15 protein-coding genes and 1 pseudogene are annotated in these 14,906 nt (G+C 25.5%); 7 read left to right on the plus strand and 9 right to left on the minus strand.

Translation table 11 applies throughout. The features are described 5' to 3' along the window. Window positions 1-232 precede the first annotated feature (232 nt). The 5 genes from fdhF to CLTHE_RS10720 are packed head-to-tail and all read left to right on the plus strand — an operon-like array spanning window position 233 to window position 7,275. The gene (gene fdhF, locus CLTHE_RS10700; protein ID WP_080023406.1) at window positions 233-2,926 is read left to right on the plus strand and encodes a formate dehydrogenase subunit alpha; all 2,694 of its coding nucleotides are present in this window, start codon (window positions 233-235) and stop codon (window positions 2,924-2,926) included. Window positions 2,927-2,981: 55 nt separating this feature from the next. Next, the gene (gene fdhD / locus CLTHE_RS10705) at window positions 2,982-3,758 is read left to right on the plus strand and encodes a formate dehydrogenase accessory sulfurtransferase FdhD (RefSeq protein WP_080023407.1); all 777 of its coding nucleotides are present in this window, start codon (window positions 2,982-2,984) and stop codon (window positions 3,756-3,758) included. After that, entirely contained in the window at window positions 3,751-4,974 is a 1,224-nt protein-coding gene (locus tag CLTHE_RS10710; protein WP_158082720.1) for a molybdopterin molybdotransferase MoeA, read from the plus strand. The genes fdhD and CLTHE_RS10710 overlap by 8 nt, the downstream gene beginning before the upstream one ends. Before the next feature lie 14 nt (window positions 4,975-4,988). Beyond that, window positions 4,989-6,866 (plus strand): molybdopterin biosynthesis protein, encoded by a 1,878-nt coding sequence (locus tag CLTHE_RS10715; protein ID WP_080023410.1) that lies wholly within the window; start codon window positions 4,989-4,991, stop codon window positions 6,864-6,866. Then, window positions 6,856-7,275 carry a hypothetical protein gene (locus CLTHE_RS10720; RefSeq protein WP_080023412.1) on the plus strand — a complete coding sequence of 140 codons (420 nt, stop codon included), beginning with the start codon at window positions 6,856-6,858 and terminating at the stop codon, window positions 7,273-7,275. Before CLTHE_RS10715 ends, CLTHE_RS10720 begins: the two co-directional genes overlap by 11 nt. 27 nt (window positions 7,276-7,302) lie before the next feature. Here CLTHE_RS10720 and CLTHE_RS10725 read toward each other — a convergent pair whose 3' ends face one another. Together CLTHE_RS10725 and CLTHE_RS10730 are read right to left on the minus strand one after the other, a co-directional pair. After that, window positions 7,303-8,187 carry a potassium channel family protein gene (locus CLTHE_RS10725; RefSeq protein WP_080023414.1) on the minus strand — a complete coding sequence of 295 codons (885 nt, stop codon included), beginning with the start codon at window positions 8,185-8,187 and terminating at the stop codon, window positions 7,303-7,305. An 18-nt stretch (window positions 8,188-8,205) separates the two neighbouring features. Beyond that, on the minus strand, window positions 8,206-8,523 hold the full coding sequence (locus CLTHE_RS10730; protein ID WP_002597770.1) for a hypothetical protein: 318 nt from the start codon (window positions 8,521-8,523) through the stop codon (window positions 8,206-8,208). Window positions 8,524-8,740: 217 nt separating this feature from the next. Between CLTHE_RS10730 and CLTHE_RS10735 the strand changes: the two are divergent. Together CLTHE_RS10735 and CLTHE_RS17145 are read left to right on the plus strand one after the other, a co-directional pair. Then, window positions 8,741-9,211, plus strand: a pseudogene (locus CLTHE_RS10735) (hypothetical protein); the annotation flags it as partial. Window positions 9,212-9,466: 255 nt separating this feature from the next. Then, entirely contained in the window at window positions 9,467-9,601 is a 135-nt protein-coding gene (locus CLTHE_RS17145; protein WP_002597768.1) for a hypothetical protein, read from the plus strand. Between the two features lie 114 nt (window positions 9,602-9,715). Here CLTHE_RS17145 and CLTHE_RS10740 read toward each other — a convergent pair whose 3' ends face one another. The 7 genes from CLTHE_RS10740 to CLTHE_RS16755 all read right to left on the minus strand — a co-directional run bounded on the left by CLTHE_RS10740 (window position 9,716) and on the right by CLTHE_RS16755 (window position 14,849). Beyond that, window positions 9,716-10,951, minus strand: coding sequence for an NAD(P)/FAD-dependent oxidoreductase (locus CLTHE_RS10740; protein WP_040413624.1), 1,236 nt, complete (start codon window positions 10,949-10,951; stop codon window positions 9,716-9,718). Next, window positions 10,951-11,364 carry a 4Fe-4S dicluster domain-containing protein gene (locus CLTHE_RS10745; protein ID WP_002597766.1) on the minus strand — a complete coding sequence of 138 codons (414 nt, stop codon included), beginning with the start codon at window positions 11,362-11,364 and terminating at the stop codon, window positions 10,951-10,953. The genes CLTHE_RS10740 and CLTHE_RS10745 overlap by 1 nt, the downstream gene beginning before the upstream one ends. 15 nt (window positions 11,365-11,379) lie before the next feature. Beyond that, entirely contained in the window at window positions 11,380-13,455 is a 2,076-nt protein-coding gene (locus CLTHE_RS10750; protein ID WP_080023416.1) for a molybdopterin oxidoreductase family protein, read from the minus strand. Between the two features lie 317 nt (window positions 13,456-13,772). Next, a complete protein-coding gene (locus CLTHE_RS10755) occupies window positions 13,773-14,108 on the minus strand; it encodes a hypothetical protein (RefSeq protein ID WP_080023418.1) in 336 nt (111 codons plus the stop codon). Further along, window positions 14,084-14,305, minus strand: a complete 222-nt coding sequence (locus tag CLTHE_RS10760; RefSeq protein WP_002597763.1) for a hypothetical protein — start codon at window positions 14,303-14,305, stop codon at window positions 14,084-14,086. The genes CLTHE_RS10755 and CLTHE_RS10760 overlap by 25 nt, the downstream gene beginning before the upstream one ends. Window positions 14,306-14,337: 32 nt before the next feature. Continuing rightward, complete coding sequence (locus CLTHE_RS16750) at window positions 14,338-14,490, minus strand: hypothetical protein (protein ID WP_158082721.1); 153 nt, start codon at window positions 14,488-14,490, stop codon at window positions 14,338-14,340. 206 nt (window positions 14,491-14,696) lie between these two features. Continuing rightward, window positions 14,697-14,849, minus strand: coding sequence for a hypothetical protein (locus CLTHE_RS16755; RefSeq protein WP_158082722.1), 153 nt, complete (start codon window positions 14,847-14,849; stop codon window positions 14,697-14,699). Between the last annotated feature and the right edge of the window lie 57 nt (window positions 14,850-14,906).

Consider the following 14,906-nt stretch of genomic DNA (forward strand, 5'->3'; position numbering starts at 1 on the left):
GTATAATATATTTCACTTTATCTATTTTAGCAAATATCGTTAATACTTCCTCTGTTTTCATATTGTTAATTTTCAATATATTTTCTATTAACATATATATGATAATTTTATAAATGTTAGAGTTAATATTTACTATTATTCTAACATTTAATAATTATATATAATTTTTTATATTTAAAATTTAAAAATTATATATGAATATTTTTAAATTTTAGAAAGAATGTGATTTTAAATGATTATCGAAAATTTAATTAACTTAACTATCGATGGCATTTTAGTTACTGTTCCAGAAGGTACACTTTTAATTGAAGCTTGTAGAAAAGCAGGTATAGATATACCTGTCCTATGCGAAGATGAAAGAATGAAACCTGCTGCTGCATGTAAATTATGTGCTGTAGAAGTTGAATGGAGTGAAAATCTAGTACTTTCATGTTGTATGAAAGCTAAATCTGGTATGACTGTTTGGACACAAAGTCCTAGAGTTAGAGAATTTAGAAAAAATATAATTGAAAATCTTTTAAAAACTCATCCAGATGATTGTCTAACTTGTGAAAAAGTTGGAAACTGTAAACTTCAAAATTATGCTTATGAGTATGGAGTCGAAAGAAAAAATTATAGACCTATATTAAATGAAAATCCATATAGCATAGATTACTCTAATAAATTCTATTACTTTGATAAAAATAAATGTATTGAATGTAAGAGATGTACTAGAGTTTGTAGTGATTTACAAGTTCAAAATGCAATAACTAATGAAAATAGAGGATTTAAAACTAGACATGGAATCTCACCATATGTTCCTTTATCAAAAACTGGATGCGTATCTTGTGGAAATTGTGTTTCTGTTTGTCCTACAGGCGCATTAATGGAAAAGAAAAAAGAAAGTTTTAGAGAATGGGAAGTAAAAAAAGTTAGAACTACTTGTTCTTATTGCGGTGTTGGATGTCAATTTAATCTAAAAGTTGTAAAAGATAAAGTTGTTGGAATTGAACCTCTTAATGATGGTCCTAATAGTGGGCTTTTATGTGTTAAAGGTAAATTTGGATATAAATTTTTAAACAATCCTGAAAGATTAAAAACTCCTCTTATAAAAAAAGATGGAAAATTTGTAGAAGCATCTTGGGAAGAAGCTTATGATTTAATAAAAACTAAAGCTACTGAAATTATGAATTCAGATGGACCTGATGCATTTGCTGGATTATCTTCTGCTAGATGTACAAATGAAGATAATTTCGCTTTCCAAAAATTATTTAGAACAGTTTTTAAAACAAATAATGTAGACCATTGTGCTAGATTGTGACATAGCTCTACAGTTGCCGGGCTTGCAACTACACTTGGAAGTGGTTCTATGACTAATTCAATTGGAGAAATAGGAAAATCAAAAGTTATTTTTGTTATAGGATCTAATACTACTGAAAATCACCCTGTTATAGGTGCAAAAATTAAACAAGCAGTTAAAAATGGAGCTAAACTTATAGTAGCTGATGCTAGACAAATAGAATTAGCTTCTTATGCTGATATTTATATAAAATTAAAACCAGGTACTAATATAGCATTACTTAATGCTATGTTAAATGTTATTATAACTGAAGATCTTTGTGATTATAAATATATAGAAAAAAATACAGAAGGATTCTCAACTTTAAAAGAAAATATCCTTAAATTTACTCCTGAAATGGGAGCTTCTATATGTGGTGTCGATGTAGAATTAATCAAAGAAGCAGCAAGATTATATGCTAAATCCAAAAGATCAGCTATATATTATGCAATGGGAATAACTCAATTTAAAACTGGAACTTCTGGAGTTATGTCAGTTTCTAATTTAGCTATGATTACTGGTAACTTAGGAAAAGAAGGTACTGGAATAAATCCACTTAGAGGACAAAACAATGTACAAGGTTCTTGTGATATGGGATGTTTACCTGAATACTATCCAGGTTATTTAAGTACTGATGATCCTAAAGCAATAGAAAAATTTGAAAAACTTTGGAATACAAAATTAAGCAAGAAAAAAGGATTAACAGTTCCTTATATGCTTAAAGGACTACATGATAAAAAAATTAAATTTATGTATGTTTTTGGAGAAAACCCTATTGTTTCAGATCCAGATACAAATCATGTTAAAGAGTGTTTTTCACATGCTGAATTTGTAGTATGTCAAGATATTTTCTTTAATGAAACTTGTGAATATGCAGATGTTATTCTTCCTGCTGCCGCTTTTGCAGAGAAAGATGGAACATTTACAAATACAGAAAGAAAAGTACAAAGAGTTCGTAAAGCCTTACCTTTAAAAGGAATGTGTAAACCAGATTGGCTTATAATTTCAGAAATAATGGAATTATTCGGACATAAAGGATTTAGTTCACCTGAGGATATATTTAATGAAATAAGACAAGCCATACCTAATTTTTATGGTATAACTTACGAAAAATTAGAGAAATCAGGTATTCAGTGGCCATGTACTTCTTTAGAAGATACTAAAGGAACTAAATTTATGCATAAAAATGGCCCTATACGCGGAAAAGGTATTTTAATATATCAAGATTATGAAGAGGCAGACGAAGTAACTTCAGAAGAATATCCTTTTATACTTACAACTGGAAGAAATCTTTACCATTATCATACTAGAACTATGACTGGTAAAACAAAAGGACTTAATGAAGAATCTTCTGAATCTTATGTTGAAATTCATCCTAATAAAGCTAAAGAACTTAACATAAAAAATGGTGATAAAGTTCGTGTTTCATCTAAAAGAGGTTCTGTTGAAACTAAGGCTTTAGTTACAGATAAAATACTTGAAGAAGTAGTATTTATGACTTTCCACTTTGCTGAAGGAAATTGTAATGCTCTTACTAATACTGCTTTAGATCCAATTTGTAACATTTCTGAATTAAAGGTTTGTGCAGTAAAAGTTGAAAAATTATAAAATTTAATAGAGGAATCTATATAGATTCCTCTATTTTTAAAAGGAAGTTTTTTAAATGATAAAAGAATTTGAAATAATAAAATGTACTGTTGATAATACTTTTGAAACAATTGACAAAGTAGTAACTGAGGTTCCTTTAACCATAGTTATAAATAATATTGAATATATAACAATAATGTGTACTCCTCTTTATATGGAAGAGCTTGCAATTGGTTTTTTATTTAATGAAGGTATTTTAAAATCAAAAGAAGATATAAAAAATATGAAACTTGTAAAAGACGAAAATATTATTTTTTATATAGATTTAAAAGAAAATATAAATTATTCTATTTTAGATAAAAATAGAGTTATAACTTCTGGAAGTAAAGGAAGTCTTTATTTTAAATCTATGGATTTTATGAAAGAAAAAAAATTTGATAATAATATAAAGATACATAAAAACGAAATTATGAATACTATGAAAGAATTTTTTAATAAATCTAAAATATTTGAAGAAACTGGTGGAGTACATAGTGTTCTTTTAAAAAGTAAAGAAATAGAAGTATTTAGAGAAGATATAGGAAGACATAACGCTATTGATAAAGCTATTGGATATCTTATTTTAAATAATTTAAATGTTAGAGATTTTATTATATATGTATCTGGAAGATTAAGTTCAGAAATGGTATCAAAAATAAGTAAATCTGGAATCTGTTTTGCTATATCAAGAGCATGCCCTACTTCCCTTTCTTTAAATTTAGCTAGAAATATGAATATGACTTTAATAGGTTTTTCTAGAGGTAATAGATTTAATGTTTATTCTGGAAGTGAAAGGATTGATTTTAATGACTAGCAAAAAATTTTTTAAATCAGTTTCTGTAAAAGAAGCTTTAGACGAAATATCAAAAATTGCTTCTAATTATTCTATAAATACTGAAACTTTAGAATTTTATAACGCTACAAACAGAGTTTTAGCTACAGATATAATTTCTAAAGAAAATATTCCTAATTTTAATCGTTCTAGAATGGATGGATATGCTGTTAAATTTGATGAAACAACCGGTTCATCAGAAACTATGCCATCTATTTTTAATATTGTTGGAAATGTAGAAATTGGTTCTTCTCCTACTTTCTCTATAAATAATGGGGAATGTGCATATGTTCCTACTGGTGGTGAAATACCTAAAGGCGCTAATTCTATAGTTATGATAGAAAATACTGAATTAATATCTGATTCTGAATTATTAGTTTATAAAAGTACATCTTTTAATGAAAATATTACTTTAAAAGGAGAAGATATCTCTATAAATGAAATTGTAATAAAAAAATATACAAAATTAAATTCATTTCATATAGGGGTTTTAGCTTCTATGGGAATTACAGAAATTCCTGTATTAAAGAAACCAACTGTTTCTATTATTTCTACAGGTGATGAACTTGTTTCAGTTTATAAAAAAAATTTACAAGGAACTGAAATTAGAGATATAAATAGCTATTGTTTAAAATCTCAATTAGAAAATATAGGATGTATAGTAAATAATATTTCAATAGTAAAAGATAATTATGATTCTTTAAAAAAAGAAATACTAAAAACTATTGATAATTCAGATTTTATTATAATGTCTGGTGGAAGCTCTGTTGGGGAAAGAGATTATATGAATGCTCTTCTCTCAGAACTTGGAGAAGTATTATTTCATGGAATAAGAATGAAACCTGGAAAACCTGTTTTATTTGGAACAATAAATAATAAAGCTTTTTTTGGCTTACCTGGTAATCCTGTTTCTTGTGCATTAGCTGCAGAATTATATGTCTCATCTTTTGTATTTTCCTTAAATAATATTACTAATAAAAAATTATTTGGTAATTTCAAGCTTGATACTAACCTTCATTCTTTCCCAGGAAAAACTACTTTCCAAATGGTTGATATTAATGATGGTATAGCCTCTCCTATTATGGGAAGATCTTCAATGATTAAAATGCTTGCAAACTCAAAAGGCTATATTGAAATTGATGAATCTATTGAAGGATTATATAAAGATTCAGATGTTAATGTAACATTATTTAAATAGAAAGGAAAATTATTATGAGAAATGTATATATAGAAAATAAAGATCCTAAAGAAGCACTAGCTTTATATTTAGAAAATCTAGATATAAAAGCTTCTACAGAAGAAATATCTCTTAGAAATGCTTTAAATAGAATTTCTAGTGAACCTATATTCTCCAAAATTTCTTCTCCTCAAAATCATCTTGCAGCTATGGATGGTATATGTGTAAATTCTTCAATAACAAGTTTAGCTAGTGAAATAAACCCATTAAAACTATATGAAAATAAAGATTTTATTTATGTTAATACTGGTAATGTTATTCCAGATAGATTTGATAGTGTTATAATGATTGAAGATGTTTTAGAAAGAGATGGATTTATAGAAATAATATCACCTTCTAAACCTTGGCAACATATTCGCCCTATTGGAGAAGATATTGTAAAAGGTGAAATGGTTATACCATCTAATTATAAAATTGACTCATTTGCACTAGGTTCACTTGCCGCATCTGGAAACTTTAAAGTTAAAGTTTATAAAAATCCAACAGTTTCTATTCTAGTAACAGGTTCTGAAATAGTATCATCTTTAGAAAATGCAAATAAAGGAACTATAATTGATTCAAATAGCTATATGCTATCTGGTTTAGTTTCTGAATTTGGAGGAAATCCAATAATTTATGAACCTATTCCAGATATATATGAATCTATAAAATCTGAAATTATTTCTGCTGTTAAGAAAAGTGATATAGTTATAATAAATGCAGGTTCATCTGCTGGAACTCATGATTATACTGTTCACATAATCCGTGAATTAGGAAAAGTATTTACACATGGTGTTGCTTTAAAACCTGGAAAACCAACTATTTTAGGAGAAATTGAAGATACTCCTGTTATAGGAATTCCTGGTTATCCTGTATCTGCATATGTCTCATTTAAAGAATTTGTTGTACCAGTTATAAATTCTTTTTTAAATAAAAATATTAGTTATCAAAATAAAATTGAAGGTATTTTAACTAAAAAAATTCCATCTTCTTTTAAATATAGAGAATTAGTAAGAGTAAATACTGGTATTGTTAATAATAAAATCATTGCCACTCCTATAGCACGTGGTGCTGGTATTACTACTAGCTTATTAAAAGCAGATGGAATAATAGAAATTGATAGAAGCTTAGAAGGTTTAAATACTGGGGACAAAGTTGAAATTTCACTTTTAAAACCAATTGAAAAAATAAAAGAAAATATTCTGTCAATAGGAAGTCATGATATTTTAATGGATATTTTACGAGATTTTATTCCAATTACATCTTCTCACGTAGGAAGTTTAGGTGGAATAATGGCTTTAAAGCAAAACCAATGTCATTTAGCTCCAATTCATCTTTTAGATAGTAAAACTGGAGAATACAATATCTCTTATGTAAAACAATATTTTAAAGAGCCAATGGTTTTAATAAAGGGAGTTAAAAGAATTCAAGGATTTATGGTTAAAAAAGGAAATCCTAAAAATATAACTAGTATAAAAGATTTAACTAACCCTAATATAAAATTTGTAAATAGGCAAAGAGGAGCTGGTACTAGAATTTTATTAGATTTCTTACTATCTCAAAACAATATATCTAAAGATCAAATTATTGGATATGAAAGAGAAATGTTAACTCACATGTCAGTTGCTGCAGAAGTAAATTCTAATAAAGTTGATGTTGGACTTGGAGTTTATTCTGCTGCTAAAGAAATGAATTTAGATTTTATTCCTGTTGGAAATGAAGAATATGACTTTTTAATAAAAAAATCATCATTAGAATTCCTTTCTCCTTTTATAAAAGCATTAAAAAGCAAAGAATTCAAAGCTGCATTAGAAAATTTAGGTGGCTATGAATTTACTAATTCTGGGGAGCTTATTTATATAAATGAACATTAATAAGTTTATATCTAATATTTTCATAAAGGATGAATTTGGAAGACATGAATTGAATGCATGTAATTTTATAGAAGGATATGGCATTTTAGGGGATTTAAAAGGAGGAACTCCGCTTAAGGAAATAGTTCTTTATATTAGTCCCAATATTCCTAATAGTAACAATAATGGACTATGTTCAAAAAAATTTAAGCCAAATATAATTATAAATAATATAAGTATATCTGAGTTTAAAGTAAACCAAACAATAAATATAGGTACTGCTATTTTAAAGATAAATCAAATAGGGAAAAAATGTTATAAAGAATGTTCATTGATAGAATCTAATACATTATGCCCATTAAAGACAAATGTTATTTTTGCTTCTGTTATAAAAAGTGGAAAATTTGAAAAATATAAAAAAGAAAACTAGAAATTTTATAATTTCTAGTTTTCTTTTTTATTCTTCTTTAAACTTATCTCTATATGATAATATACTACTCAAAAATATAGTTATACAAATTACACTGGTTAAAGATATTACTATTGATACTATACGTGCTCCTATAGATAAAGGAACTATATCTCCATATCCCACAGTAGTAAATGTAATTATAGTATAATAAAATAGGCTAAAATCTCCATTAGCATTTGTATATGAGTTTGGCTCTACTCCATTTATTGCACAAACTGCTAAATAAAGATTAAGTACTATTATTAATAAAATTAAAAGAGCTGCTATCATTATTCTAGAAAACTCTACTCCATCTTTTTTTATTGATTTTGCATTTGTAGGATTAATCATTAGATCTAATAACAACTTTAGATTTAATATATAACTAATTACAATTCCAATTAGAACAATAATAGCCATTTTATTAAACTCTTTAGGAAATAGCAACATTATTGCTAAATACGTACTTATTAAAAAATAACTTAATATAAAATTTGTTTTAAAACTTTTATTTTCTGTTTTTATTATAAATTTATTTATTCTAGAACTAAATAAAAGAATATATCCTATTAAATGATATACAACTATAAAAATAAATATACTAAAAATTCCTTTAATTATTGATTCTCCACTATTAATAAAATTCATATTTACATATTTATATATAGTTGTAGTTATAGTTATAAAAGTAAAAATTTCAGCAAATATTATTAGTATAATATCCATCCCCATTTTCACCTTATTTTGCTTAAATATATCTATATAAGTTTTATTTATATTTTTAATTAACCTAATAATTCTTTTAGATATATTCTTTTCTTTTTTAAAACCTTTAACTATAAATAATCCAATAGCTATACTAGTAGTTATAATAATTAGAAAATATCCCATTTAAAATATATACCTAATTTAATCTTCTTTAATAGAAACACTTTCAATATATTTTTTATATTCTTCTGATTCATAAAATGGTCTATTAACTTTATAAGTGAAATATATAGGTATACTATCATAAACATATTTTAAATTAAGATTTAGATATTTCTCACACTCTAAAGCTAAATCATACAAATCTTGTCCAGATTTAGATGCCATATACCTTAAAAGTAATAAATTTATCTCAGTATCCATTTTTGTTACTTTTCTTCCTAGCTTTAAAGCTTTATTTTTTGCATCTTGTGCTTTTAAGAAGGATTCCATTTTATTGTAATATATATCTTTTATCATATCATTCACCTTCCTTTTTTATTTTTTATAATTATATCATTTATTTGCTATTTTGCTAGAACTATTTTGTAAATTAGATTTCAATATTATGTTAATATAACCATATGTAATTAAAAAATAACATTTTTTAATATTTATTTAAATTTTATCTATATATCTATTGTCCATAAAATGTTATATTATATACATAAATTAGCATTTAAAGAAAAGAGGATTTCTTATGTATTGTGGTAATTGTGGGAAAAAAGTAGAAACTACAAACAAATTAATCTGTCCTAATTGTGGTTCTAGAATAAAAAATGATTTAAAATATTGTAATAATTGTGGAGCACATAGAGAACATACAAAAAATAATTATTGCTCATTTTGCAAACAAAAATTTAATGAAAATCTTTATATTAAAAAAGAAAATTATAGATCAGATACAGAATCTGTATATGGAAGACATAATTCAGATTATAAATCTTTAAGTGGAGTTTTAATAGGCCTCATATTGCTTACATTATCATTTTCAAAATTTTATGAAGATATAAATGCTAAAACTGGATATATATCTAAAACAGGCCAATATATATCTCTTTCTGATAGATATAGTAATATTCCTTTTGAAATTTTATTTATGATAACTGGAATTCTTATTATATATTTTTCTTTTAAAATTTACATAAATAAAAAAAGACGAAAATAATCTATAATATAACAACCTATATTTTAAATTTATAGATTTTTAATTTTCAAAATTATATTTACTAAGATTATTTTAATTTTAAAATTTTTATATGTTTTGTGGTTCAAAATAATTTCAATATAAAATATTATTAAAATAATTTATTTTATTTGAATTAATTAAGTAATTACCCTTTAAAAATTAAATTATTACCATTTAAATTCATTTTACTATAATACTTCTCTGTGATAATTTTAAATAAAGGAGATGATTATTATGAATGAAAACAGTAATTCAAATGAAGTTATAGCACACAACAAAATGAGTGCTAAATCTAAAATAATTGTTCTTTTAATTATTATAGCATTACTTGTTATAGCAATGTTTACACATAATCCACCAATATTATAATTTAAATAAAGGTAAGTAATAAAAATATATTATATATTTTTATTACTTACCTTTATTAATTAAAAATGCATCTTATATAATGATAAGATGCATTTTTTATATTTTATATTAATCTTATTTATAATCGTATTCTAAATTCTCTTTTATATTGAAGAAATCAGAATAGTCAATTTCAAATATTGATTTTTTAACCTTTGAAACGTTAATATTCTCTTTTATTAACTGAGTTAATACTCCAGCATAAGAAAGATCCCCTTGTATTATTGCTCCATATATCTTTCCGTCTTTATGAATTATTTTTTTATATCCAGTTTCATCTGTTTTTATATCTATTATATAATCTTCTTTTTCTTCATCTTTTAAATTAACTGTCCCTAAAGATAATGTTGCTAATCCTACAAAATTCATTGTATTCTTACTTCCAAAGAAATCAGTCATTTTTTTATTAAATCCTATCATATTTGATGCAGCTATTATACCTTCTTTTACTGCTGTTGGCCATATAGGATTTCTACCTGTTACATCTCCTGCACCATAAACATCTTCTATATTAGTCTTTCCTTCTGGTGATATTAACAGTCCAAATTTATCACATTCTACCCCACTATTTTCTAAAAATCCTATATTTGATCTAACACCAGTTGCTACTATTACAAGTTCACATGGAATTTCTTCTCCTGTATTTAAAAGTAATGCTTTTGGATTATTATTTTCATCAACTATAAGTTTTTTAGCCATTACTCCAAGCTTTAGATTGACTCCTTTTTCTTCAAATCTTTTTTCATATTCTTTTGCAGCATATTTATCTAATTGAATTGGAAGAATTCTGTCTCCCATTTCAACTAAACTAAGTTCTAAGTCATAGTTCATAAGACCTGATATAGCATCTATACCTACTAATCCCGCACCTAATACTACTGCACTTTTAGCTTTTTTTCCTACTTCAACTATTTTTTCTGCATCATCAAAATTTCTAAGTCCTACTACATTATTAGCTTCTCTTAAATTTTCTACAGGTGGAATAAAAGATGAAGCTCCACTACAAATTAAAACTTTATCATAGCTTAAAATTTCACCATTACTTAGTTCTAAATTTTTATCTTTAGAATTAAGTTTTAATACTTCAACACCTTTTTTCCAATTAATATTATATTTATTTATAAAATCATCTTCTGAAAAATTTAATTGCTCTACAGTTCTTACTCCACTTATAAAGTGATGAAGAATACATCTTGAATATATATATTCATCTTTAGAAATTAAAATTATTTCTGCATTTTCATCTAGTTCTCTTAAAGTTTTAGCTCCACTAATCCCTGATGCTGAAGCTCCAATAACTACATATCTCATTATTCTTTTACCTCCTCTAGTGTTATTGCTGTCATAGGACATTTTTTTACACATTGAGGTGTACCTTCTTTAGTTGAAATACACATATCACATTTCATTATTTCTTTTTTAGTTCTTTGATCAGCTTTTAAAACTCCGTAAGGACAAGCCATTATGCACATATAACAACTAGCACATCTTTTACTATCATATAAAACATATCCTGTTTCTTTATCTTTGTGCATAGCTCCTGTCATACAAGTAAATACACATTCTGGTTTTTCACAATGTCTACAAAATATAGGAGCATATTTTCCACTACTATCTATAACTACTCTACTTCTTGTTTCTTCTGAATCATGAGAAACAATACATGCAGATGTACAAGTTAAGCAGCCTATACATTTATTTCTATCAATTTTAATTCTTTTCATGAAATTTTCCCCTTTTTATTTTATAATTTCTATATTTACCGCAACTGTTTTATATGATGGCTCTTTTGAATAAGTATCATATACTGAAGGTGTTAATGCATTAGTTTCTATATAATGAAGTGGTGCATATAACTGACCTTTTTTAACATCATCAGTAACTTTTGCAACAAATTTTGATTTATTACCATTGATTGAACTTAAATTTATATAATCATTAGTTTTTATTCCTAATTTCTCTGCATCTTCTCTATTTACATAAACATAAGCCTCTTTTTCCACAACATTATTTGTAAAAGCAATTTCTCTAGTTCTTGTTTGAGTATGCCATTGTCCTACTGTACCTCTTCCAGTATTTAATATGTAAGGATACTCTTCTGTTTCTTTTACTGGATTCTCACTTATATTTTCAAATAATATTTTAGCTTTTTTATTTGGAGTAAAGAATTGTCCATCTTCAAATAATCTTCTTTCATTTGAAGTTAATTTATCTCCTTCTTTAAAAGGCCATTGAATTCCTTTAGAATTCATTAAATCTTCATAATTTACACCTGTAATGTCACAAGGTAATCCTTTTGTACAAGCTTTTAATACATTGAATGCACTTTCTTTTGTTTTCCATACATTAAGTGCATCTCCCATTCCTAGTGCATTACCAACACCTAAGAATATTTCATAATCATCTTTTTCATTTTCTTCTTTCTCTAAAACTGGCTGAAGTCCTGTTAATCTTCTTTCAGTATTTATTAAGAATCCTTCTTTTTTTAGAGTTGATGTTGAAGGTAAAAGTATATCAGCATATACACTACTATCAGTATCATCATATATATCTTGAACTATAAATAAATCTAAATTTTCTATAGCTTTCTTAAAACTTTCATTATTAGTCCATGAATGAACAGGGTTAGTTGCAACTATCCAAAGAGCTTTAATCTCTCCTTTTATTGCTTTTTCAATTATCATATTATAAGGAATTGTAGGTTTAGTTGGTAACATATCTTTATCTATCTTAAGAGCATTAGCTACTTTTTCTCTTTCAGATTCATTTCCATAATCTCCACCACCATAAAGTCCTGTAGTATTACTAAATAATCTTGATCCCATAGCATTACATTGACCTGTTATTGAATTTGGTCCTGTACCAGGTTTACCTATATTACCTGTTATTAATGCTAAGTTTATTATCCCTTGAGCAGTTCTAACTGCTTGGTAACTTTGGTTTACTCCCATAGTCCACCATAATGATACTTTCTTTCCATTATGTATTAAATCTACAAGCTCTAACACTCTTTCCTTACTTATTCCTGTTTCGTCATAAACTTTATCTAAAGTAAAATCTTTTACAAATTCTTTAAATTCAGAAAATCCTTCAGTATTATTTTCTATAAATTCTTTATCAATCCAATTTTTTTCTATTAAAACATTAGCCATTGTATAAAGAAGAGTTAAATCAGCTTTAGGTTTTATATCAACCCATATATGTGCATTTTTAGCTGTTTCTGATTTTCTTGGATCTACAACAATGATTTTTGCATTTTTATTATCTCTTATTTTTCCCCATATTATAGGATGTGCAACTACTGGATTAGATCCAAATAAGAATATTGTATCTGAAAGCTCTAAATCCTTTAATGAATATGGAGGTGCATCAAATCCAAAGCTTTGTTTATGGGCAACAACAGATGTAGCCATACAAAGTCTAGTATTTCCATCTCCATTTCCTCCCAAATATGTTCTTCCTATATGTCCTATAAGTGCCATTTCAGTAGTATCAAGTTGTCCTGTACTAATAAAAGCAAAACTTTCTTTCCCATATTTTTCTTGAATATCTTTAATTCTTTTAGCTGTTTCTTCAAATGCCTTATCCCAAGAAACAGTTTCCATAACTCCATTTTCATTTTTTATTTTAGGTCCTTTAGGGGTTTTTATTATAGTGTTTTGTTTATCTAAATTTAATCCTTTTATACAACAAAAACCATTATTTATTGGATGTCCCTCTGTTGGATGTACTTTTACTATTTTATTATTTTCCACATAAAAATCTAGATTACATGCAATTGAACAATAATTGCATGTTGATTGTATCTTTTTCATAACAATCCCTACTTTCCTCTTAATTTGTTAAATTTTTACCGAATTAAACATTTACTTATATAAACTTTTTATAACTTTGAATAAAAATTATATATAAATCACAGTTATACCTATTATATATTAAAATGTTATTTGTTAAAAATTAAATTTTTACAATCTTTTATAAAAATAACTATTTTAACGAAGTATATAAAAAGTATTTTTTATCTTCAATTTAATGATATAGTATTCTTAAAAAAATTAAAATATTATTAATTTTAAACTTCTATTTTTTTTATAAATAATAAAAAAAGCCACTCAATAATGAGTGGCCTTTTTTAAACTATTCTCAAATTAAAAATATCATCTAATCCAAGTTTTTTAACTTTTACTTTTATATCATCTGGATTTTCTAAATATAAACCTTCTGCTTTCATTCTATTAAAGAAAACAGATCCAGCAAAAGTATATCTCATTTTCCTTCCCTCACTAGTCTTAGACATTTCATTTGCAAAAGCAATCAAATCTCCAGTTGCAAGACTTCTTGGAAGTGTTAAAAGTTTCATACCCATAGCATATTTAACTGCATTTAACCCTGCTAAAGTTCCAGTTGTCATTGCTTCTGCATGCTTGTCTAAACTGCTAATTTTTATAGTAAATGTCTTAACACCCATATCATAAATGCAATTGGAATTGTAAATTCTGCAACAAATAATCCAATTAGTCCTCTAATATAAAAATTTAAGTTAATTCCTCCTAAATTTAATATTTCTCCTATACTCCATCCTCCAATTAATATATTAAATATTAAAACTAAAAATATAGGAACCAAAAAACACCCATACCCACTACAACTATATCTTTTTGCCATAAAAAAATTCCTTTCTATAAATAAAGTAATTATTAAACTTCACATTGAACTATTTTATAGTATCCATTTTCTACCTTTTTAGCATTCCATTTACTACAAATGCTAAATGCTTCTTCCTTATCTTTAAAAGCCCTTTGTAATATATCTTCTTTCCCATTATTATAATATAAAATATATGCTTTCATTTTAACTCCTCTTATACATACATTATTTTTAAATCAATAATTTTGTAAATTGATAATTTATAATATATGTTTTCAACACATCTATTTTAGATTAGTATTTACAAAAGTATTATAAGAAATACATATTTATAAATTTATTACATTTTCATTTTAAATTTTTATAATATATCGAAAATTATGTAAATCGCGTTTTTAAGGCTAAAAGCCTATTTATCTTTTGATTTTTTATATAAATTAATTAAATTTTTACACTCATCTATTCCTCTCTTTTCTAAGATAGATTCAGCAATTATTTCCCCAAAACTTATTAATCCATTTTTAGATATGTTATTTTTTTCAATAATTCTTATTTTACTCATTTTTAAATATCCCCCTTGGAATATATTATGAATTATATTTTTTTCTGTTACTTAAAT

Origin of the sequence: Clostridium thermobutyricum DSM 4928 (assembly GCF_002050515.1) — a bacterium.
Lineage (GTDB): Bacteria > Bacillota > Clostridia > Clostridiales > Clostridiaceae > Clostridium > Clostridium thermobutyricum.

Excerpts from the sequence above, each read along its gene's own strand:
- CLTHE_RS10710 (WP_158082720.1), top strand. The coding sequence starts at position 3,751 with ATGACTAGCAAAAAATTTTTTAAATCAGTTTCTGTAAAAGAAGCTTTA.
- CLTHE_RS10730 (WP_002597770.1), bottom strand. The coding sequence starts at position 8,523 with ATGATAAAAGATATATATTACAATAAAATGGAATCCTTCTTAAAAGCA.
- CLTHE_RS10725 (WP_080023414.1), bottom strand. The coding sequence starts at position 8,187 with ATGGGATATTTTCTAATTATTATAACTACTAGTATAGCTATTGGATTA.
- CLTHE_RS10760 (WP_002597763.1), bottom strand. The coding sequence starts at position 14,305 with ATGGCAAAAAGATATAGTTGTAGTGGGTATGGGTGTTTTTTGGTTCCT.
- CLTHE_RS10750 (WP_080023416.1), bottom strand. The coding sequence starts at position 13,455 with ATGAAAAAGATACAATCAACATGCAATTATTGTTCAATTGCATGTAAT.
- CLTHE_RS10755 (WP_080023418.1), bottom strand. The coding sequence starts at position 14,108 with ATGGGTGTTAAGACATTTACTATAAAAATTAGCAGTTTAGACAAGCAT.
- CLTHE_RS10720 (WP_080023412.1), top strand. The coding sequence starts at position 6,856 with ATGAACATTAATAAGTTTATATCTAATATTTTCATAAAGGATGAATTT.
- CLTHE_RS10745 (WP_002597766.1), bottom strand. The coding sequence starts at position 11,364 with ATGAAAAGAATTAAAATTGATAGAAATAAATGTATAGGCTGCTTAACT.
- CLTHE_RS16755 (WP_158082722.1), bottom strand. The coding sequence starts at position 14,849 with ATGAGTAAAATAAGAATTATTGAAAAAAATAACATATCTAAAAATGGA.
- CLTHE_RS10715 (WP_080023410.1), top strand. The coding sequence starts at position 4,989 with ATGAGAAATGTATATATAGAAAATAAAGATCCTAAAGAAGCACTAGCT.
- fdhD (WP_080023407.1), top strand. The coding sequence starts at position 2,982 with ATGATAAAAGAATTTGAAATAATAAAATGTACTGTTGATAATACTTTT.
- CLTHE_RS17145 (WP_002597768.1), top strand. The coding sequence starts at position 9,467 with ATGAATGAAAACAGTAATTCAAATGAAGTTATAGCACACAACAAAATG.
- CLTHE_RS10740 (WP_040413624.1), bottom strand. The coding sequence starts at position 10,951 with ATGAGATATGTAGTTATTGGAGCTTCAGCATCAGGGATTAGTGGAGCT.
- CLTHE_RS16750 (WP_158082721.1), bottom strand. The coding sequence starts at position 14,490 with ATGAAAGCATATATTTTATATTATAATAATGGGAAAGAAGATATATTA.